The organism is Cohnella baijiui, from assembly GCF_020731285.1.
Lineage (GTDB): Bacteria > Bacillota > Bacilli > Paenibacillales > Paenibacillaceae > Cohnella.
In genome coordinates this window covers 24,931-45,484 of the sequence record NZ_JAJFOW010000006.1, presented here as the reverse complement: position 1 = coordinate 45,484, position 20,554 = coordinate 24,931, and the positions used below count along the sequence as shown (strand labels likewise).

General features: G+C 62.3%; 17 protein-coding genes and 1 pseudogene. 12 read left to right on the top strand and 6 right to left on the bottom strand.

The genetic code is table 11. From position 1 onward, the window contains the following. Positions 1–310 precede the first annotated feature (310 nt). The 4 genes and pseudogenes from LKX83_RS08505 (at position 311) to LKX83_RS08490 (ending at position 4,877) form a co-directional block, all read left to right on the top strand. Complete coding sequence (locus LKX83_RS08505; protein WP_370639050.1) at positions 311–2,101, top strand: L-fucose isomerase; 1,791 nt, start codon at positions 311–313, stop codon at positions 2,099–2,101. Between the two features lie 64 nt (positions 2,102–2,165). Further along, positions 2,166–2,825 carry a class II aldolase/adducin family protein gene (locus LKX83_RS08500; protein ID WP_227881746.1) on the top strand — a complete coding sequence of 220 codons (660 nt, stop codon included), beginning with the start codon at positions 2,166–2,168 and terminating at the stop codon, positions 2,823–2,825. 22 nt (positions 2,826–2,847) lie between these two features. Then, positions 2,848–4,173, top strand: a pseudogene (locus LKX83_RS08495) (rhamnulokinase); the annotation flags it as partial. Positions 4,174–4,457: 284 nt separating this feature from the next. Continuing rightward, positions 4,458–4,877, top strand: a complete 420-nt coding sequence (locus LKX83_RS08490; RefSeq protein WP_227881744.1) for a hypothetical protein — start codon at positions 4,458–4,460, stop codon at positions 4,875–4,877. A 10-nt stretch (positions 4,878–4,887) separates the two neighbouring features. On the opposite strand, the gene LKX83_RS08485 is transcribed toward LKX83_RS08490, so the two are convergent. Next, the gene (locus LKX83_RS08485; protein WP_227881743.1) at positions 4,888–5,550 is read right to left on the bottom strand and encodes a phosphatase PAP2 family protein; all 663 of its coding nucleotides are present in this window, start codon (positions 5,548–5,550) and stop codon (positions 4,888–4,890) included. Positions 5,551–5,869: 319 nt separating this feature from the next. Between LKX83_RS08485 and LKX83_RS08480 the strand changes: the two genes are divergently transcribed. From LKX83_RS08480 to glpX, 4 genes are all read left to right on the top strand, one after another. Continuing rightward, positions 5,870–7,123 (top strand): MFS transporter, encoded by a 1,254-nt coding sequence (locus tag LKX83_RS08480; protein ID WP_227881742.1) that lies wholly within the window; start codon positions 5,870–5,872, stop codon positions 7,121–7,123. A 237-nt stretch (positions 7,124–7,360) separates the two neighbouring features. After that, complete coding sequence (locus tag LKX83_RS08475) at positions 7,361–8,092, top strand: helix-turn-helix transcriptional regulator (protein ID WP_255654408.1); 732 nt, start codon at positions 7,361–7,363, stop codon at positions 8,090–8,092. Positions 8,093–8,094: 2 nt separating this feature from the next. Then, positions 8,095–8,901, top strand: a complete 807-nt coding sequence (locus LKX83_RS08470; RefSeq protein ID WP_227881741.1) for a pyruvate, water dikinase regulatory protein — start codon at positions 8,095–8,097, stop codon at positions 8,899–8,901. Positions 8,902–8,954: 53 nt separating this feature from the next. Beyond that, a complete protein-coding gene (glpX, locus tag LKX83_RS08465; RefSeq protein WP_227881740.1) occupies positions 8,955–9,935 on the top strand; it encodes a class II fructose-bisphosphatase in 981 nt (326 codons plus the stop codon). Here the strand turns inward: glpX and LKX83_RS08460 are convergent. Together LKX83_RS08460 and LKX83_RS08455 are read right to left on the bottom strand one after the other, a co-directional pair. After that, on the bottom strand, positions 9,932–10,624 hold the full coding sequence (locus tag LKX83_RS08460) for a response regulator transcription factor (protein WP_227881739.1): 693 nt from the start codon (positions 10,622–10,624) through the stop codon (positions 9,932–9,934). The two genes, glpX and LKX83_RS08460, sit on opposite strands and share 4 nt — an antisense overlap. Positions 10,625–10,644: 20 nt before the next feature. Then, entirely contained in the window at positions 10,645–13,224 is a 2,580-nt protein-coding gene (locus LKX83_RS08455; RefSeq protein ID WP_227881738.1) for a response regulator, read from the bottom strand. A gap of 458 nt (positions 13,225–13,682) precedes the next feature. Here LKX83_RS08455 and LKX83_RS08450 point away from each other — a divergent pair, with 458 nt between their 5' ends. Then, a complete protein-coding gene (locus LKX83_RS08450) occupies positions 13,683–13,994 on the top strand; it encodes a helix-turn-helix transcriptional regulator (RefSeq protein WP_227881737.1) in 312 nt (103 codons plus the stop codon). 45 nt (positions 13,995–14,039) lie between these two features. Here LKX83_RS08450 and LKX83_RS08445 read toward each other — a convergent pair whose 3' ends face one another. Genes LKX83_RS08445 through LKX83_RS08435 form a run of 3 tightly spaced genes read right to left on the bottom strand, consistent with a single transcriptional unit; the run spans position 14,040 to position 18,108 of the window. Next, a complete protein-coding gene (locus tag LKX83_RS08445) occupies positions 14,040–15,581 on the bottom strand; it encodes a sensor histidine kinase (RefSeq protein WP_227881736.1) in 1,542 nt (513 codons plus the stop codon). Further along, positions 15,578–16,252: a response regulator transcription factor gene (locus tag LKX83_RS08440; RefSeq protein WP_227881735.1), complete on the bottom strand. Its 675-nt coding sequence runs from the start codon at positions 16,250–16,252 to the stop codon at positions 15,578–15,580. Before LKX83_RS08440 ends, LKX83_RS08445 begins: the two co-directional genes overlap by 4 nt. Continuing rightward, entirely contained in the window at positions 16,249–18,108 is a 1,860-nt protein-coding gene (locus LKX83_RS08435) for an ABC transporter ATP-binding protein (RefSeq protein WP_227881734.1), read from the bottom strand. The genes LKX83_RS08440 and LKX83_RS08435 overlap by 4 nt, the downstream gene beginning before the upstream one ends. A 142-nt stretch (positions 18,109–18,250) precedes the next feature. Between LKX83_RS08435 and gluQRS the strand changes: the two genes are divergently transcribed. From gluQRS to LKX83_RS08420, 3 genes are read left to right on the top strand one after another with little or no spacing between them, the layout of a single operon-like run. Further along, entirely contained in the window at positions 18,251–19,240 is a 990-nt protein-coding gene (gluQRS, locus tag LKX83_RS08430; RefSeq protein WP_227881733.1) for a tRNA glutamyl-Q(34) synthetase GluQRS, read from the top strand. Positions 19,241–19,265: 25 nt separating this feature from the next. Further along, entirely contained in the window at positions 19,266–19,877 is a 612-nt protein-coding gene (locus LKX83_RS08425) for an HD domain-containing protein (RefSeq protein WP_227881732.1), read from the top strand. Between the two features lie 3 nt (positions 19,878–19,880). Then, positions 19,881–20,459 carry a GNAT family N-acetyltransferase gene (locus LKX83_RS08420; protein ID WP_227881731.1) on the top strand — a complete coding sequence of 193 codons (579 nt, stop codon included), beginning with the start codon at positions 19,881–19,883 and terminating at the stop codon, positions 20,457–20,459. Positions 20,460–20,554 lie beyond the last annotated feature (95 nt).

Sequence of the window (20,554 nt, the reverse complement as noted above, 5' to 3'; positions counted from 1 at the left end):
GATGCCGGGATTCGCGGCGGCGCAAGCGCTCGCCCCAAGGCGGTTCAAGGGCATAACGCGGTCCGACCCGCACGGATCGGGGCTCCGCTTCTCCGTAATCGCAGATTGCGAGTTTACTTGGTCATACAGAATGTATAAGCATTACCTCTATCCATTTCTGTATGACCTCCGATAAAAATGTGTCGCCGACCGGGAAGACGGCAAAGCCGTTTTTACTTGTAATCTTACCGAAATGCGACATTGACAGCAAGCGGTTTCGCGGTTACTTTAGAGTTATCGGTAACACAAAATGAACCAGGGAGGAATCACCGTGACTGATTTTGCATTTCGTTGGCAAGGCGGCTTCCCCAAGATCGGCATCCGTCCGACGATCGACGGACGGCGCAAGGGCGTCCGCGAATCGCTGGAAGAGCAGACGATGAACATGGCGCGTTCGGTAGCCAAGCTGCTGTCCGAGAGCTTGCGCTATCCGAACGGCGAACCCGTCGAGTGCGTCATTTCCGACACGTGTATCGGCGGCGTCGCCGAAGCGGCCGCCTCCGCGGAGAAATTCGCCCGCGCGGGCGTCGGCGTGTCCCTCACCGTGACGCCTTGCTGGTGCTACGGCACGGAGACGATGGATATGGATCCTTCGATTCCGAAGGCCGTATGGGGATTCAACGGCACGGAGCGTCCCGGCGCCGTCTATCTGGCGGCCGTCCTGTCCGGCTATGCGCAGAAGGGACTGCCGGCATTCGGCATCTACGGCGAGCAAGTGCAGGACGCCGGGGATGCGAGCATTCCCGAGGATGTGCGCGAGAAGCTGATCGGCTTTGCCCGCGCGGGTCTTGCTGTGTCGATCTTGCGCGGCAAATCGTACCTATCCATGGGCTCCGTCTCGATGGGCATCGCGGGCTCGATCGTGAACGACCAGCTGTTCCAAGAGTATCTCGGCATGCGCACGGAGTACGTCGACATGTCCGAGTTCGTAAGGCGCATCGACGAGGGCATCTATGATCCCGCGGAATTCGAGAAAGCGCTTGCTTGGGTGAAGGAAAACTGCGCCGAGGGTCCGGACAACAATCCGACGCACCTCCAGATGTCCCGGGAGCGCAAGGACAAAGACTGGGAAACCGTCGTCAAGATGACGCAGATCGCCCGCGACCTCATGATCGGCAATCCGCGGCTGGCGGAGCTGGGCTTCGAGGAAGAGGCGAACGGCCACAACGCCATCGTCTCCGGCTTCCAGGGACAGCGCGCCTGGACGGACCATTTCCCGAACGGCGACTTCCACGAGGCGATTCTGAACTCTTCGTTCGACTGGAACGGCATCCGTTCCCCGTACATCGTCGCGACCGAGAACGACAGCCTGAACGGCATCGTCATGCTGTTCGGCTACCTGCTTACGAACACAGCCCAAATCTTCGCCGACGTCCGGACGTTCTGGAGCCCGGACTCCGTCGAGCGAGTAACCGGGCACCAACTGTCCGGCGCGGCCGCCGGCGGCATCCTGCATTTGATCAACTCCGGTCCGGCCGCGCTGGACGGAACGGGCGAACAGCAAAAAGACGGCAAGCCCGCGATGAAGCCGTACTGGGAGATTACGCCCGATGAGGCGAAGCGCTGCCTCGACGCCACTTCGTGGCGTCCGGCGTCCGTCGAATATTTCCGCGGGGGCGGTTTCTCCTCGGACTACCTGACGCGCGGCGGCATGCCGATGACGATGTCCCGCCTGAATCTGGTCAAGGGCATCGGCCCGGTGCTGCAAATAGCCGAAGGCTACTCCGTCGATCTGCCGCAGGACGTGCACGACGCCCTCGACAAGCGAACGGACCCGACGTGGCCGACGACCTGGTTCGCCCCGATCGTGACCGGCAAGGGCGCCTTCCGATCGGTGTACGACGTGATGGACAACTGGGGCGCGAATCACGGCTCGATCAGCTTCGGCCACATCGGCGCGGATCTGATCACCCTGGCCTCGATTCTGCGCATTCCGGTCAGCATGCACAACGTCGCCGAGGAGCGGGTCTTCCGTCCGCGCGCCTGGGGGCTGTTCGGCACGGACAACGCCGAAAGCGCCGATTTCCGCGCCTGCGCGAACTTCGGTCCGCTGTACAAATAACGTCACGTCGGCAGGAGAGAGGGGCGCGTCCATCGGCGCGCCCGACAAGGAGGATTTCGTTCGCATGAGCGTCATGGATATCCGCAATGAACTTTGCAAATACGCCCAGAAAACGGTCGCGGGCAAGCTGGTCGTCGGACCCGGCGGCAATATCAGCGCCCGCTCCGAAGGCAAAATGTACCTCTCGCCGAGCGGCTTCGCGCTCGACGAAATCGCTCCGGAGCAGTGGGTGGAGGTCGATATCGAGACCGGTGACATCACGGACATCGGCTTGCGGCCGTCTTCGGAGGTGCTGATGCACCTGTTCGCCTACCGGGCGAACCCGGACATCGGCGCCATCGTGCATACGCATCCGCCTTACTGCATCGCGTTCACCTTGGTCGAGCGCCAACTGCCGATCATGTTCCCCGACCAGGCCGCGCTCGTCGGCACGACGACTTACGTGCCGTACGTGCTGCCGACGACCGACAAGCTCGCGGACACCGTCGTGGCCAAGGTGAACGACCACAGTACGATTCTGCTTGGCAACCACGGTCTCGTCACGACGGGAAGGAACTTGCGCGAAGCGTATTACCGTACGGAAGTCGTCGAAGAGAGCGCGAAAATCTTCCTGATCGCCAGCGCCATCAAGACGCCGAAGGCGCTCACCGACGAGGAGTACCGCGAGATCGCGTCGCTCGAAAGCGAAGCTTACCGCATCGAGCTGCTGCAGAAAATGAAATAATCTCGGATACGGAGGGGACGACATGTCCAGAGCAACGGAAGCCGGCGGCGCGTCCGTCGCGACGGCGTTGGCATTTGACATGGGCGCCAGCTCCGGCCGCGCGCTCGTCGGGGAGCTGACCCGCGCTGAGGACGGCTCGTCGCGGCTCGCCGTAACGGAGCTTCACCGCTTCGACAACGTGCCGGTCCAGGTCGGCAAGCACCTGCACTGGGATATTCTGCGGCTGCTCCATGAGATCAAGCGGGGCATCCGCAAAGCGTTCCATTCGGGCTACGCGCCGACGACGCTCGGCATCGACACGTGGGGCGTGGATTTCGGGCTGATCGACGCGAACGGCGAACTGCTCGGCAATCCGTATCATTACCGCGACGCGCAGACCGAAGGGCTGATCGAAGAGGTGAGCGCGCTCGTCGGCCGAGAAGCGCTGTTCCGGCAGAGCGGCGTTCAGTTCATGCCGTTCAACACGATTTACCAGCTGTACGCGATGCGCAAAGCCGGCTCCCCCAAGCTGGATGCCGCGAGGACGCTCCTGCTCACGCCGGATCTGCTGGTCTACCTGTTGACGGGCGTCGCTTCGTGCGAGTTCACGATGGCGACGACGACCCAGCTGTACGATCCGGCCGAGAAAGACTGGAACGCCCCGCTGATGGAGCGGCTCGGCATCCCGAGGGGGCTGTTCCTCGATCCCGTCCACCCCGGCACGCGCCTCGGTCCCTTGTCGCCGGAAGTGGCGAAGGAGCTGGACGTCCCGGCGATCGAGGCGGTCGCCGTCGGGACGCACGACACGGAATCGGCGATCGCGGCGGTGCCCGCATCGGACGGTCCGTTCGCGTACCTCGTCTGCGGCACTTGGTCGCTGCTCGGTACGGAGCTGCGCGAGCCGCTTCTCGGTCCGGACACGCTGGCGCAGGACTTCTCTAACGAAGGCGGCGTCGGCGGCACCTATCAGCTGCTGAAAAACATCATGGGCCTGTGGATCCTGCAGGAGTGCAAGAGGGAATGGGAAGAACGCGGAGAAGGAAACTACGGCTACGACGAGCTCGTGAGGCTGGCCAGCGAGGCAGCGCCGCTGCGCAGCCTGATCCATCCGGACGACGACCGGTTCTACGGTCCGTCCGAGATGACGGCCAAGATCCGCGCCTACTGCCGGGAGACCGGCCAGCCGGAGCCGACGTCCGTAGGCGAATTCGTCCGCTGCATTCTGGAAAGCCTCGCGCTCCGCTACCGGCAGGCGCTGGACCAAGCGGAAACGCTGACGGGACGCGTCTTCGGCGGCCTCCATATGGTTGGCGGAGGGATTCAGAACGAGCTGCTTTGCCAGCTTACGGCAGACGCCCTGGGGCGCCCGGTGTGGGCGGGTCCGGTCGAAGCGAGCGCCATCGGCAATTTGCTGCTGCAATTCGTCGCCCAGGGCCGCTGTTCGGACCTCGGCGAGGCGCGCCGGATCTCGGCAGCCTCTTTTCCGGTCCGGACGTTCGAGCCGGCCGGCAATGCGGATTGGGAACGCGAATACGCCCGATTTTGCGACATGAACCGCTCTTAACCGAGCGGTTTTTTTTATTCGGACAGGCAACCTTCCGGCAGCCGGCAGCGTCCTATTTTATAGGTAAAATAAGGAAGGGGAGGTCTGCATTGAACAAGCGGAAGTGGTTGCCATGCGCGGTCGCCTGCATCGCGCTCGTCGCCGTACTGGCGGCTTGCGCTTCCAAAGCGGAGCTGAGGGAGAGCGATCGGATCATTCAAGTGAGCAGGCCGGACGGGGACCGATACAAGATATACAAAGAAATACGGGAGCCGGACCGGGTCTCGCAAGCGGAGGCGCTGCTGCGGAGCGTCGTCGACGGCAGCACGGCGATCGTATCGATGTCGCGGACATCGGATTACCGGATCGCCTTCGAAAATACGATTCCCGGCTCGTCGGCGAACCGGGTCGTATTCGACATTTGGCGGACGCCGAAGGACGACAGGGTGGAGGTCGTGCTCGATCCGACCGGCGCTTACGCTCAGCTGGATCCGGAAACGAGCCGCTCGATCCTGCGTCTCGTGAAGTGAGGGGCCGGGATCACCGGTCTTCGGAGAGGGCGTAGCTATCGGCCGCCCGAGCCTTCGACCGATCCAGCGTCTGGCGCAGCACCCAGTCGGCGGCGACATAGACGATTTCCGCGAGCAGGATGCCGCCCGCCACGTCGACGATGACATGCTGCTTGATGAGTACGGTCGAAACGATGATCGCCGTGCCCGTCAGCGCGATCATCCCCCGCGCGGCAAGTCCGAAAGGACGGCAAGCTTTGATCATCAGATAGCTCGTCAGCACGTGGATGCTCGGAAAACAGTTGTAGGGCATGTCGTTGGCGTACACGAAGTTGAGCAGCGCGGAGCTCCAATAGGGCGATTGCGGCACTTCCGGGCGAACGACGGTCGTCTGGAAGAAGACATAGACGATATAACTGGTCACCATCCCCATGCAAAGGGCGGCGAGCGTCCGGAAATAAAGGCGCGGGTCCTTCCGGAACAAACCGATCAGCACGACCGCGAGAAAGGGATACCATAGCGAATACGGGAGCACGAACGCCGGCACGAACGGCGTCATATCGTCCAGACGCGTCGACAGCGAAAAAACGTGCATGCCGGCGCGGTTCGAAATCGTGTAGATGATGCCCAGACCCGGGATGGCGAGCATCCAGAGAAGGGGTTTCGCTTGCTTCCAATTTTGCCAATTGATCATAAAGGTGTACACTCCGTCTAAAAGGTGATTTCGTCCGCGGCAGCCGTCGCCCGAAGCGGCCAAAAGCCGGCGCCAACGGTCTTCTATTATCATATACGATTTGAACGCGAAAGATGGATCAAATTTCGAAAGTTTTGCTAGCCGTCCGGATCTTCCCTATTCGGCAACCCTATGCTACAGTATCGTTGCTGTCCAATGACGAAAAAAGGAGCGCCCGCATGAACCGTTTCCCGATTTGACCTGTCTCCCCCGCGCGATCCATCGCGCCCATATCGCAGGCTTCGCTCGAATGGAATAGCAAAGGGGAGTTTGGATTCGTATGAAATTCCGAGCAGGATTCGGCATGCTCTGGGCCTCGCAGTCGCTGGCCTTGTTCGGCGACGCTTTTTACGTGATCGCCCTCGTTACGCTCGTCTACCGGGAGACCGGCGCGGCCACTTGGACCGCGCTCGTCCCGATCGTTCGAATGGGCGGGCTGCTCGTCAGCGGCATCCTGGCGCCGCTCGCCATCCGCCGATACCCGCTCGCCGCTCTGTTGAAGGCGGCGCAAGGCGGGCAGACTTTGTTTCTGCTTTTGTTGGCGATGTACGCCGCCAGCGGGATCGGCGCAGTCTCGTTGCCACTCCTCTTCGCGCTGATTGCGCTCGCTTCGCTTGCCGAAGGCGTTGTCGCGCCCGGGCGCAACTCGCTCCTGCCGAGACTCGTCCCGGAGGCACGGCTCGTCCAGGCGAACGGCTACCTCTCCGCGACGGATCAGAGTGCTCAATTCGCAGGCTGGGCACTCGGCGGCACGCTGGCAGCCGTGATCGGACCGGGAGGCGTCCTATGGCTGGCTGCGGGCTTGTTCGTGCTGGCGCTCGCTGCCGTGCTCGGCATCCGGGAGCCACGGCGGCCGGGTGCGGTGCCGGACGATCGGCCGGAATCCGGGTGGCAGGCGATCCGCGGCGGCTGGGTCGTCATCTGGCGATCGCCGCTATTGCGCACCGTGGTGGTCACCGAAGTGATCGAAGGGGTCGCGGGCGGCGTCTGGGCGGGCGCGCTCATGCTCGTGTTCGTGCGGGAGCGGCTGCACCGGGGAGAGGAGTGGTGGGGATTTATCAACGCCAGCTACTTGATCGGGGCGATCGCGGGCGGCTTGCTCGCGCTCTCCATTTCCCGCCGGATCGACCGCTCGCTCGGCCTTTTTGCGATCGGTGGCGCCGTCGCCTTCGGCGCGATCACGCTCGCTTTCGCGTTCGCTCAGAATCCATGGATTGCGCTCGCGATGAGCTTATTGCTGGGACCGCCTTTCCAGATGAAGGATATCGCCAAGCGGACGCTGTTTCAGAAAAACGTCGATGCGGCGGTCCTTCCCCGGGTGTTTTCGGCCCATGGAACCGTGCTGTACGCTACATTCGGTATCTCCGTCTTCGCCATGAGCGCAGTGAGCGATTTGGCGGGTATTCAAGCCGCATACGTCGCGGCGGCAGTGCTGTTTGCGATATCGGCTGCCTTTGCGCTATGGAATCGGGCCGCCTATCGTGCGAGCGGAAGCCCAGTGGAAGCGAAGGAGCTTACCGCTTCACCGCGTTAAATATTCGATCGCGCACGCTCTACAATGCCAGTATGGAATCCAGTAGATCGACCCAAAAATAACGCGTTACAAAATGGATATCAAAGTCACTAGTAAAAACGGCATCGCCGTCCTTAGAGGACGGCGATGCCGTTTTTACTAGTTCGCGGCGAAGGCGACATTGTATTCGTTATTTATATCACACTATATAAATTATATATTGTGTCATAAATCAAGATATGGTATATCATAAATAGCTTGCCATCATTCGCGCGAGTCCGGAAAACCAAGGCGATCCCGAGTGTCCGGAACGGGAAGGAGGGGGAGACCATCGAACTTACGCCGCGCCAACTGGAAATTATCAAGCTTGTCCGGCAGCACGCCCCGATCACAGGCGAGCAAATCGCCGAGCTGCTCGGCGTCAGCCGCCCGACGATCCGCTCGGACTTGTCCGTCCTCGTCATGCTCGGCTTCGTCGATGCGAAACCGAAGGTCGGATACTTTGCCGGAGGTGCGCTGAAGCCCGAGAGCGGCATGCAGCGCCGGCTGCACGATTGGAAAGTGAAGGACCGCATGAGCCGGCCCGTCGTCATCCGGGAGGATGCCACGGTGAACGACGCCGTCATCAGCCTGTTCGTCGACAACGCGGGCAGCTTGATCGTGACGAACGAGGAGGGTCGGCTGATCGGCATGGTGACGCCGAAGGATCTGCTCAAGGTCGCGATCGGGAACGTGGGCGCGGGCGCCATTCCGATCCGGATGGTCATGACGAAGCATGCCCAACTCGTGACCGTGTCGCCGGAGGACTCGATCGCGGAGGCCGCCCGTCGGATGATGGTCCACCAAGTGGGCAGCCTGCCCGTCGTGCGGCCGAACGGCGAGGCGGCGGACGGCAGCGCCGGATACGAAGTGGTAGGGCGGATCACGAAGACGAATTTGACGCAAGCGTTGGTCGAGCTGGCCACGGCATTGTCGTCGCAGGGGGAATGACCATGTCGGCAGACCGTCACAAGACGATCTACGTCTGCTCGGACGCGGTCGGCGAGACAGCCGAAGCCGTCGCCAAGGCGACCATGCGGCAATTCGCGACCGCGCAGGTGAAGATCAAGCGATACGGCCATGTAAAAGAGGAAGACGAAGTGCGGGCGATCATCGCAGAGGCGGCCGAGACCGGCGGCTTTGTCGCGTATACGCTGGTGCAGCCGGAGCTGCGCGATACGATGCGGGAGGAAGCGATCCGCCGCGGCGTGCGGGCGGTCGACGTCATGGGTCCGATGATGCAGGCATTCATCGACGCGTTCGACGACGCACCGAAGTATGAGCCCGGCTTGCTGCACGAGATGGACGATCATTACTTCCGCAAGATCGAAGCCGTCGAGTTCGCCGTACGCTACGACGACGGGAAGGATGCTCGCGGGCTGCTGCAGGCCCAGGTTGTCCTAATCGGCGTTTCTCGAACGTCGAAGACCCCGCTCAGCGTCTTTTTGGCACACAAGGGCATCAAGACCGCGAATTACCCGCTGACGCCGGAGGTCAAGCCGCCGGAGGAGCTGTTCATGAGTTCGGACCGGCTGATCGTCGGCTTGTCGATGAAGCCCGATCGGCTGCTCAGCATTCGCGCAGAGCGGTTGCGGGCGCTCGGGCTTCCGGTTCACGCGCACTACGCCTCGTTTGCGCGAATCGAGCAGGAGCTGCGCTTTGCCGAGGAGATCATGGAACGGCTGGGCTGCCCCGTCATCGACGTGACGGAGCGCGCGATCGAAGAGACCGCAGGCCTGATCATGTCGCTGCTCGAGTAATGTCCACACAGGCCGTATGAAGCTCTGCACGATCGAATGGGGAGGACAACCGAATGGAGAGAGAGCTTGCGCTTGAAATCGTACGTGTCACGGAGCTGGCGGCGCTGGCTTCGGCGCCCTGGATGGGTCGGGGAGACAAACACGGAGCCGACGGCGCGGCGACCGCCGCAATGCGGGCCATGTTCGATACCGTTTCGATTCAAGGGACGGTCGTCATCGGGGAAGGCGAGATGGACGAGGCGCCGATGCTCTATATCGGCGAAGCGGTAGGCAGCGCCAACGGTCCGGAGGTGGATGTCGCCGTCGATCCGCTCGAAGGCACGGAGATCGTGGCCAAAGGGCTGAACAACGCCATGTCCGTCATCGCCGTGGCGAGCAAAGGAAATCTGCTGCACGCGCCGGATATGTATATGGAAAAGCTGGCCGTCGGCCCGGCTCTGGCGGGCAAGCTGAGCCTGACGGATCCAATCGAGACGACGCTCCGCAAAGCCGCGGAGGCGCTCGGCAAGAAGATTCCGGACCTCACGGTCATGATCCTCGACCGTATCCGTCACGAGTCGCTCGTCCGCTGCCTTCGCAAGGCGGGCGTCCGCATCAAGTTCCTGTCCGACGGCGACGTGGCCGGCGCGATGGCGCCCGCCTTTCCGGAGGCGGGCATCGATCTATACGTCGGCTCCGGCGGCGCGCCCGAAGGCGTCCTCGCCGCGGCGGCGCTCCAGTGTCTGGGCGGCGAGCTGCAAGGAAGGCTCATGCCCGCGGACGGCAACGAATACAATCGCTGCGTTCAAATGGGGATCTCCGATCCGTACCGCGTGCTTACGATGGCGGATATGGTCGGCACCGGGGACGTCATCTTCGCCGCGACCGGCGTAACGCCGGGCGAATTCCTCGGCGGCGTCCGCTACTTGGCCGATCGGCGGGCGGAGACGCATTCGATCGTCATGCGCAGCTCCACCCGTACGATTCGCTTCATCCGTTCGCTGCACTATCTGCCGAACAAGACGCTGCTGGAAGCTTCCGAGGCTCGCGCCTAATAAAGAAATTTATATCCTACGCCCCACACGGTCTTGATGTGTCGGGGCTCTTTGGGGTTATCTTCGAGCTTGCGCCGCAGATGCGTAATATGGACGTCCATCGCGCGGGCGCTTACGATGGAATCGATGCCTCGAACCGCGTTCAGCAATTCCTCTCGGGTGAACACCCGTCCCGGATGCTGGCAGAACAGCTTCATCATCTCGTATTCCGAGAACGTCGTCTCGATCGGCTGTCCGTTCAGCAGAATCGTCCGGCGTTCCGTGTCGAGCGATATCCGCGCGGCATCCGCGGCTTCGCCCGAGGTATCGCCACCGTGCGGGTGGCGGATCAAGGTGCGGCGGAGAAGCGCTTGAATCCGAACCTTGAGCTCCTGCATGCTGAACGGCTTGCATAGGTAGTCGTCTGCCCCCGAGCTGATCGCCTGGATACGGTCGGCGACGGCGGTTTTCATGGACGTCACGATCATCGGCACCTGCGAATGTTGTCGAAATTGGGCACATAGCTCCGTACCTTCGGCATCGGGCAGCACCAGATCGAGGATGAGCACGTCCGGGCTGTACGTTTCGAGCTCCCGAAACCCCGCGCGCGCCGTTTCGACGCGCCTCACCTCGAACCCCTCCTCGGCGAGGTACAGGGTCAACATCTCGCCTACGATCGGATCATCCTCAATGATTAGGATCTTCGTCAAGGACTCTCTCCACCTACATTTCAAGAATGATGAAAAAACCTAACACTTTCTTCAAAATTCGCGATCGAACGGAACGCAGTTTCGAGTTGATTCGACAATTGGGACAACTGCTTCTCCGGCGACGGAGACGGCGGCTCGGGATTTTCCCCCGCGAGCAGCATCTCCAGCGCCGTCGCTGCTTCGTAAACGCCGTAAAGCGACAAATGGCTCGCCGCGCCGCGAAGCGAGTGAAGACGTCGCCGTGCGGACGGCCAATCTTCGCGGGCGAGCTCGTCGGCCAGCTCGCGGGCGACGTCCCGGTGCCGCGTGCGGAATTTGTCCAGCATTCTCGCATAGAAGACGACGTTGCCTTCCAGGCGAGCGATCGCTTGCGAAGCGTGCATGCCGGGGAGTTCGGGGGGCCACGCGCCGGCTTCTTCTTGTTTCGTCGGCTGATCCGCTTGACCGCCAGCCGGCAGCCAGCGGTGCAGGATACAACGCAGCCGAGACGGTTCGTAAGGCTTCAGGCATACTTCCTGAATGCCCGCATCATAGCAGCGCCGATGCTGCAGGAGCGTCGTGTCCGCCGTCAAAACCACGATGGGGATCGCTTCGAGCGCCGGATTCCGGCGAATCTCCTGCGCGGTAGCCACGCCGTCGAAGTCGGGCATATGGAGATCCATGAGGATCAGATCGTAGCTTTCGTTGGCGAGCCGCCGAAGCGCGATCGTGCCGGACGCCGCGACGTCGACCTTGCAGCCAAGGTTTTCCAGCATGCGCCTCGCGACCATCCGGTTGATCTCATGGTCCTCGACGAGCAGCACGTTTCCGACTAACGCGATCGCATCCGAATCCGCAGGAGGGACGGCGTCCGGCAGGCAGTCGGGAAGATGCCGATGCGGCGGTTTCCGCTTCAGAAATTCCCGATACAGGCTCAGCTTGCCGGCCGGCTTCAGGAGGATGGCGTCCGGCTGCAGCGGGTCCGCCAGCCGGTACAGCCTCTGACGATCGTGCATGTTCGCGTAGGCGACAAGCGAAATGCCGCGATCGTCGGCAGCCCGCTTCCACCGCTGCCAAGCGTCGATGCCCCGCGCATCCCGCGCGTCCAGATCGACCAGAATCCAGTCGCAGACGCTTTCCTTGCCAGGTGTGGCGAACACGTCCTCCCACCCGGTCGCGCAGGACGCTTCGCAGAAGGAGGAGAGCAGGGTCACCATCTGCGCCCGAACGCTCTCCTCGTGATGGATGTATAAGACGCTGCAGGGAAGCGGAGGCAGCTCCGTCGCAGCTTCGTCGCGCGCGAACGGCATCGTGATGCGGAAAGTCGTGCCGACGCCGGGCATACTGGATTCCGTCAACGTTCCCCCAATTCGCTCCACGATTTTTTTGGTAATGACAAGTCCGAGCCCGGTTCCGCCGAATTCGCGGGCGATCGCGGGATCGGCCTGCCAGTACGGCTTGTACAGCCACCGCAGCTGCTCTTCGGTCATGCCGATGCCGGTGTCCCGAACCTCGAAGGAGAGCACGGACCGGTCTCCCGTGTCTTCCTCGAGGGAGATCGTCAGCTCGATCATGCCGCGCGAGGTGAACTTGACGGCGTTGCCGACGAGATTGGTGATCGCCTGCTCCAGCAGGCAAGCGTCTCCGACGAGCAGCTCGGGAATGCCGGGATCGATCCGGATGCGCAAGTCGAGCGGCTTCGTCCCGAGCAGCAGGCGCATCGTCCGCTCCAGCTTCAGCATCCATTCGTCGAACGGAAACGACTGCGTCTCGACCGTCGGGATATCCGCCTCCAGCCGCGACAGGTCAAGCATCGCGTTTAGCGTCTGCAGCAGTTGCCGGCTCGTCATCTCGACCTGATCCACGTATTCCCGATGGAGCGGGGACATCTCGCCGCGGTCGATCAGACGCAGCAGCCCGATTGCGGCATGCAGCGGCGTGCGGATCTCGTGGCCGGCCCACGCGAGGAATTGGCTTTTCTCCCGATGAATCCGGTCCGCTTGCTCCATCGATCGCCGGAGGCTCTCTTCGATCAGCGCCTGCTCGGAAATGTCGCGGCCGATGGCCGAGTAATAGATTTCCGGTCCTTCGGTGCCATGGGACACCATGGTGATCGAAGCGGGAAACGTGCGCCCGCCGCTGGTCGAGAGCGTCATCGCCCGAGTCCAGTGCCCGCGTTCGGCGGCAATTCGGACACCTTCGTTCAGCGCATCGCCATCGTCCGCCGAAAAATAGCGCCGCAGCTCCCGATAGGGCTCGTCCAAAGCCGGGATGTCGAGCATGCGAAGTCCGGCCCGGTTCATATAGAAAATGCGCCCTTGATCGTCGAAGGAGAGGATAAGATCCTGCGCGGATTCGACGATGTCGGATATCCGCGAACCGGTCTGCTCGAGACTGCGAAGCCTCGACTCCAGCGGGTACGTCGTACGAAGCAGATACCGGAACAAAAGCGATGCGAACACCGCTTCGACCGCCACCGTGAAGGCGATTGCAACCCCCAAGATGCCAAACGGATGGCCTCGCAAGCAAAGACGTCCGATCTCGCGTCCAAGGATGAGGGTCGACAAGGTAGTCACAGGCACAAGAATCGCCATCATTGTAATGCGAAGTGAACGCGTCATGCAAATCCTCCAGGAAATTGTGAGAGAAACTAACAATCGCAAAATAATTTCATAAGCAAAAGATTTAACGGATGTCCTATATGATAACGGAAGATCATTGATAGCAACAGCGATCGGGGGCGAATGATGGAGAGGAAATTAATGGATGAACGGGAAGGATGAGAGGCAGCTGCCGCGACGCTCACCGCCAAACGGACGGCGATGATCGCGCCAAGGCGATCTCGGTCCTATGAACGTTCAGACGATGAAGGACAACGGCCAAAACGCTTCGTCGGCCTGGCCGCGGAGTTGCGAGACGGTTCATCCAGCTATCATCTCGCCGCGGAACGAGCCGCGGCGTCGCACAGATACACGTAGAGAAAGATCATGCCATGACCGAAGGAACGAAACGCTGAACCGCACGACACGTCGCGGCACAGCCGACGGTCGGATCACGGATGGAAGGAGGGATAGGTGTCGTGATCTCACTCGACAAGCTTTCCGGAGCTTATCCGGCCCAATCGAAGGAAGTATCCCAGACGATGCTGAGCCCGATCTTCGTCTCTTTTGCCAAACGGTACAAGCTCACGACTCGGGAGACGCAGGTCATGAAGATCCTCGTCCTGGAAGGCAAGCGTAACGACGATATCGCCAGCATGCTGTTCATTTCCCCGAAGACGCTCAAAAACCATCTGGCGTTCATGATGCGCAAGACCGGGACCAGCTCTGCCCGGGGACTCATTTCCCTGTTTTTCAAACACGCGATGCAAATCCTGCTACCCTCCGTTTAGGAGGGTTTTTTCTGGCTGCGTTCAAAAAAAGGAAGCGGACTGCGATCAGCAGTCCGCTTCTTCTTGCGGTTGACGGCGGGGCAAGGTGACTACAAACGACGTTCCATCTCCGGGCGTGCTCTCGACGTCGATGCCGCCCCGATGCATGTCTACGATCTTGTGAACGATCGACAGTCCGAGGCCGCTGCCCCCGGAAGTCCGATTGCGCGATTTGTCGGCTTTGTAGAACCGCTCGAACAGATGGGGCAGGTCTTCGGCCGCGATGCCGATGCCCGAGTCGGTGAAGACGATCCGGGCTTCCTCGTCGCTTGCGGTCAGTTCGATCTTGATCGTGCCGCCTTCCGGCGTAAATTTGATGCTGTTGCCGAGCAGGTTGATCCACACTTGATTGAGCAGCTCTTCATCGGCATCGATAACAGTTTCGCTCAAGCTGATGTCCATCTCGATTCGTTTGTCCACCCATTGCGGCTCGCAGGAGAGGACGACGAGGCGGATCTGACGGTCGAGACGGAACGGCTTCGGTTGAAACGGATGGTGCTTCGACTCGAGCGAGGTCAGCTTCAGCAGGTTGTCGCTAAGCCTGGAGAGCCGTTCGCTCTCCGTTTCGATGATTTTGAGGTAGTATTTGCGCGTCTCCTCGCTGACCTGGCCCTGTTGAAGCGCTTGGGTGAAGCCTTTGATCGACGTAAGCGGCGACTGGAATTCGTGAGAGACGTTGGAAATGAACTCCTGGCGCATTTGCTCGATCTGGCCGAGCTCGGCGGCCATGCGGTTCAGGTTTTGCACGATGGCGTAAAATTCGCCGGCAAAGCGCGGATGCACCTCTACGTTGATGTTGAAGTCGCCCTTCGCCATCCGCTGCATCGCGTCGATGATCGTGGACATGACCTGAATCACCCGCCGTTCGGGCCTGAAGAAGAGACGGGCGATCGTAATCGTCGAGCCGAACAGGAAAAAGGCGAGCAGCAGCGTCGCGTATTCGCGGAAGGCGATCGGCATCGTCCACAGTCGATTGATGATCCGCATGATCAGATGGGCGAGTGCCCATAGAATCGAGAATCCCGCCAAGAAAGCGGCCATGCCGAACGCGATCTGCCACCACTTCGGCTGATAACCGTACGGATGCTCGCCCCGCTGGTGCCGCTCGAGGAGCTCCCGCTCGCGCCGCAAGGCGAGGCGCTGACGCCAGGTCGGCTTGCGGCCGCGGCCGAATTCCGGGTGCAGGCGCTGCTGGCGCTCGCGGAGCAGGTTTCGATCCTCCGGCGGGCGGCCCGCCGGAGGCGGGGGCGCGAAAGGAGGCTGGCTCGGCGGCGGGGGCGCGAAAGGGGGCTGGCCGGGCGGCGGGGGAGCTATCGGCGGGCGATCCGACGGCAAGCCGCGCTGCGCTTCGGGGCGGTGGGGCGGCCACTCCCTGCCGTGCGGCAGTCCTCTGCCGCGCGAGGCGCGGTCTGGATCCGGCCGACCTTCAACTGGCGCGTCTTCGGGCGGACGCCGGACGCCGAACGGTCCGCCTCTGCCGCCGTGACGGTCGGCAGGTCCGCCTCTGCCGCCGGGACGGTCGCCCGGTCCGCGATGCCGGCCGCTCATGCCAATCCCTCCAAACGGTAGCCGAGCCCGCGGATCGTCGTAATGCGGAACCCGTATTCGTCTTCGGGGAACCGCTCGCGCAGCCTGCGGATATGGACGTCAACGGTTCTCTCGTCCCCTTCGTAGTCGTAGCCCCAGATTTGCTCGATCAACTGCTCGCGCGAGAAGGTTTTGCCCGGGTAACTGCCGAGCTTGAACAGCAGTTCGAATTCCTTGAGCGGCAGCGTATGCGACCTGCCGTCCGCCGACAAATCGTAGGTTTGCCTGTTCATTTGGACTTTCCCGAACTGGACGGTCTGGGAAACGGCGATCTTGTAGCGCTTGAGCAGCGCCTTGACGCGCACGACGAGCTCCGCAGGTTCGAACGGCTTGACCAGATAGTCGTCGGTGCCGAGCTGGAATCCTTTCACCTTTTGGGAGGTTTCTCCTTTGGCGGTGAGCATGAGAATCGGCATGTCGTAATGCTCGCGGACTTGCCGGCACAGCTCCCAGCCGTCCATCTTCGGCATCATGACGTCGAGTATCGCCAGATCGATCTGGACGGAAGCCATTAGTTCGAGCGCTTCGACGCCGTCGGACGCCTCGCGGACGTCAAAGCCTTCGCTCGCCAGAAACACGCGGACGAGTTCGCGGATATGAGGGTCGTCGTCGACGACAAGCAGTCGGGTCATGGCCATCTCTCCTCTGTTAGCTGTTGTAGGGCGGCGTTATCCGTTCCGGTCCGGTCGCCCTGCGGCGCTCGCTCGCGGAATTGCTGATCCGCGAACCGCCGGTAAAGGGGGTGGCCGCGGTACAGCTCCTCGTGCGTTCCGATCCCGGTGACGCGTCCGTGGTCCAGGAAAACGATTTGGTCGGCATCGACGACGGTCGACAGGCGATGGGCGATGACGATGGTGGTACGCCCCCGCATGAGCCGGCTAAGCGCATCCTGCACGGCTGCCTCGGATTGGCTGTCGAGGCTCGAGGTCGCCTCGTCGAGCATGAGGATGCGCGGATCGCGGAGCAGCGCGCGGGCGATTCCGATCCGCTGTCGCTGGCCGCCGGACAGCTTCAAGCCCCGTTCGCCGACTTCGGTCCGATCGCCGTCCGGCAGCTCGGCGACGAAGCGATCCGCGTTCGCCATGGCGGCGGCTCGCCGAAGCTCCTCATCGCCGATCTCGCGCTGGAGTCCGTAGGCGATGTTGTCCCGGACGGAGCCCGAGACGAGCGGGCTCTCCTGGGATACGTAGCCGATCCTGCTCCGCCATTCGGGTAGGCGATAGTCCGAGATCGGCGTCCCGCCGAAGCGGATCACCCCCCGACCAGGCTCGTAGTAGCGGTCCAGCAGCGCGAACAGCGTCGTCTTGCCGCTGCCGCTCGGCCCGACGAGCGCCGTCACTTTGCCTGGCGGGATCGCGAAGGACACGTCGCGCAGCACCGGCTCTCCGTAGCCGTAAGAGAAGGTGACGCCGTCCACGCGGATCTCGCGGTCGTCGGACGGGACAGGTTGGCCCGAATCGTAGTCCTCCTCGGGTTGACCCAGCAGGTCGATCAGCCGTTCCGTTGCGCCGACCGCCTTTTGAAACTGGGTGAAGAACGTGGTCAGCTGACTGAGCGGGAAGACGATCTGGAGCAAGTATAGCACGAAGGCGACAAGCTCTCCGGTCGAGATGCCGCCCGACGAGACGCGCATGCCGCCGTAGCCGACGACGACGACGAGCAGGGCCATGATGACGATCGACATGAGCGGAGCCGTGATGGAGGTGACCAAGCCTTCCTTGACGCCGAGGCGGAACAAGCGGCGAATGCCGCCACGGCCGCGCTCGTACTCGAGCGGCTCGGCGCCGGAAGATTTGACGAGACGGATCTCGGACAGCACTTGGGCGAGCACGTTCGTGAAGCTCGCGTTCTCGTCCTGGATCGAGCGGGAGATCCGGATCATGGCGCGGCCGAGCGGAACAAGCGCCCCGACGGTAAGCGGGACGGCGACGAGCAGCAGGAGCGTCATCCGCCAGTCGAGCACGAACAGCAGCACGACCGAACCGACGATGGAGAGGATGCTCGAGACAAGCGTCGACAAATGCTCGCTGATGAGCGAACGGACGATGCCGGTGTCGTTCGTCATCCTGCTAATCAATTCTCCGGTCCGGCTGCGGTCGAATTCGGAGACCGGCAGGCGCAGAAGCTTGGCCCAAAGCCGGTCGCGCAGACGATAGACGACGCGCTGTCCGACTTTGTTCATCAAGAAGATGGCGATGCCGCTCGATGCGGCTTGCAGCAGGAAGACGCCGACGAGAAACGCGATCTGCAGCGGCCGGATGTCGCTGAAGGAGAAGCCGTCGACGAGACGCCGAGTCATCATCGGGACGACGAGTCCCGCGCCTGCCGTCGCGAGGCTCAGAACGAGCGCGCAGGCGATGACGGGCACGGACGGCCGCGTCTGCCGGATCAGCGCCAGGAACGGACGCCATGAAGCGCGCGCGCCGGACGGGGGTGCGGAGGAGGCGGGCGAAGCGGATGATGCGGATGATGTGAATGGAGCGGTCATACGTATCCCTCTTTTGCTCGAATCGGATGGAGCCAGACGAGGCTCCTCGGGTTAATGATCTTAGCATGGCGGATCAATATGAACTGAATATGAACCGAATTATGCTACAATAGCGATAAAAAAGAAAGGAGCGACGGAAGCCATGCTGCCGGACTCTACGCCGATCCGCGGACGGTTCGCGCCGACGCCGTCCGGTCGGCTTCATCTGGGCAACGCGGCGACGGCGCTGCTCGCCTGGCTCCAGATCCGCGCCCGAGGCGGGACGATGGTGCTGCGCATGGAAGATCTGGACAAGCCGCGCTGCAAGCCCGAAGCCGCCGACGCGATCCTGGACGAGCTGCGCTGGCTCGGTCTGGACTGGGACGAGGGGCCGGATATCGGCGGCGCCGCCGGTCCTTACGCGCAAAGCGAACGGCTTTCGCGCTACGAAGCGGCGCTCGCGGCGCTGGACGCGAAGGGGCTGCTGTATCCGTGCTTCTGCAGCCGGGCGGACCTGCTCTCGGCGTCGAGCGCGCCGCACGGGCTATCTTCCGAAGGCCCGGCCTATGCCGGCGCGTGCCGGCGCTTGACGCGCGCCGAGCGGGAGGAGCGGGCGGCCCGCAAGACGCCGTCGCAGCGTTTTGCGCTCCCGCCGGACCGGCCATGGGCATTCGACGACGGGATCGCCGGGCACGTCGCCTTTCCGCCGGGCGCGGGCGGGGACTTCGTCATCAAGCGGGCGGACGGCATCGTCGGCTACCAACTCGCCGTCGTCGTCGACGACATCGCCATGGGCGTGACCGACGTGCTGCGGGGCTGGGATCTGCTCGATTCGACGCCGCGCCAGCTCGCGCTGTACGAGGCGCTGGGCGCAAAGCCGCCGCGTTTCGCTCACGCGCCGCTGCTGCTCGGGTCCGACGGCGGCCGATTGTCCAAGCGTCACGGGTCCGTCACCCTCTCGGGCTTGCGGGATCACGGCGTCGGACCGCGGACGCTCGTCGGCTATCTGGCTTGGCTGGTCGGCGTCGCCGATCGCCCGGAGCCCGCATCGCCACAGGAGCTCATCCCTCGCTTCGACCTTGCCCGGGTCGTCCGCGAAGCCGTACGTCTGCCCGGCGATTGGATGGCGTCGCTAAGGGAAAGCCAATCATAAATAGAGAGAGTAGGAGTGGAATACGATGTCCGACAACGTAGCCGGAGATGTTCGCTTGCAGCGGCAATTGAGCTTTCTGCTCGAGATCGACCGGCTGAAGCAGGTGCTGAGGCGAACCCTGATTGTGGACGGCAGCCGCCGGGAGAACGATGCGGAGCATTCGTGGCACATCGCCCTTTACGCCGCAATCTTGCACGAGCACGCGCCCGATCCGAAGCCCGAGCTCGGAAGAGTCATCCGCATGCTGCTCATCCACGACCTGGTGGAGATCGATGCCGGCGATACGTTCGCCTACGATACCATCGGCTATCAGGACAAAGCCGAGCGGGAGGAAGCGGCCGCGACGCGACTGTTCGGGTTGCTGCCCGAAGACCAGGCGCTCGAATGGCGCGCGCTTTGGCAGGAGTTCGAAGAAGGCGAAACGGCCGAAGCGCGCTATGCGGCGGCGCTGGACCGGCTGCAGCCGATGCTGCACAACTTCCACACCGACGGCCATAGCTGGAAGCTGAACGGCGTGACGCTCTCCCAAGCCGTCGCGCGGCTCCGCGTCCTAGAGGAAGCATGTCCGCCGCTCTGGACGTTTGCGACGGACATGCTTCGCCAGTCGGTCGAACGGGGTTACCTAAAGGAGGAGTAGGCCATGCCGCACATCGTCGGCGAACGCGTCAGGCTGCGCGAATACCGCCCGGAGGATCTCGTGCCGATCCGCAGATGGGTCAACGACGAATCGATCGTCTCTTTTTTGTCGGACATTTTCCTGTACCCCCACACGTTGGAGTCGACCGAGGAATTTCTGGACGCGATGATGGATCAGAAAGCGGACAGCCGCAGCTTTGTCATCGCGGAAGCCGCGACCGAGCTGTATCTCGGTCAAATCGGCCTCGACGCCATCGATTGGAAAAACCGCGTCGGCCGGATCGGGATCGTCATCGGCTCGCCGGACAACTGCGGCCGGGGCTTCGGCACCGAAGCGATGCGGCTGCTCGCCGCGTATTCGTTTCTCGAACTCAATCTGAACCGACTGGAGCTGGAGGTGTACGACTTCAACGAGCGGGCGATCCGCAGCTACTTGAAGTGCGGCTTCCGGGAGGAAGGGCGGTTGAGGCAAAAGCTGTATCGCCATGGACGGTACGCGGACGTCCTGCAAATGGGCTTGTTGAAGGAAGAATGGGAGCAAGAACGGAGTCGGTTGGACACTGAGAATGATTCATCTCATTAAATGTACATAACAAATATTATGTAAACTGAAGACAACCTCTTTTCGCCGCCGGCGAGAGAGGTTTATTTGTCATGTGTTTTGACTTAGGGGGTTTC

Excerpts from the sequence above, each read along its gene's own strand:
- LKX83_RS08470 (WP_227881741.1), top strand. The coding sequence starts at position 8,095 with ATGTCGGCAGACCGTCACAAGACGATCTACGTCTGCTCGGACGCGGTC.
- LKX83_RS08435 (WP_227881734.1), bottom strand. The coding sequence starts at position 18,108 with ATGACCGCTCCATTCACATCATCCGCATCATCCGCTTCGCCCGCCTCC.
- LKX83_RS08440 (WP_227881735.1), bottom strand. The coding sequence starts at position 16,252 with ATGACCCGACTGCTTGTCGTCGACGACGACCCTCATATCCGCGAACTC.
- gluQRS (WP_227881733.1), top strand. The coding sequence starts at position 18,251 with ATGCTGCCGGACTCTACGCCGATCCGCGGACGGTTCGCGCCGACGCCG.
- LKX83_RS08420 (WP_227881731.1), top strand. The coding sequence starts at position 19,881 with ATGCCGCACATCGTCGGCGAACGCGTCAGGCTGCGCGAATACCGCCCG.
- LKX83_RS08485 (WP_227881743.1), bottom strand. The coding sequence starts at position 5,550 with ATGATCAATTGGCAAAATTGGAAGCAAGCGAAACCCCTTCTCTGGATG.
- LKX83_RS08445 (WP_227881736.1), bottom strand. The coding sequence starts at position 15,581 with ATGAGCGGCCGGCATCGCGGACCGGGCGACCGTCCCGGCGGCAGAGGC.
- LKX83_RS08480 (WP_227881742.1), top strand. The coding sequence starts at position 5,870 with ATGAAATTCCGAGCAGGATTCGGCATGCTCTGGGCCTCGCAGTCGCTG.
- LKX83_RS08425 (WP_227881732.1), top strand. The coding sequence starts at position 19,266 with ATGTCCGACAACGTAGCCGGAGATGTTCGCTTGCAGCGGCAATTGAGC.
- glpX (WP_227881740.1), top strand. The coding sequence starts at position 8,955 with ATGGAGAGAGAGCTTGCGCTTGAAATCGTACGTGTCACGGAGCTGGCG.
- LKX83_RS08455 (WP_227881738.1), bottom strand. The coding sequence starts at position 13,224 with ATGACGCGTTCACTTCGCATTACAATGATGGCGATTCTTGTGCCTGTG.
- LKX83_RS08500 (WP_227881746.1), top strand. The coding sequence starts at position 2,166 with ATGAGCGTCATGGATATCCGCAATGAACTTTGCAAATACGCCCAGAAA.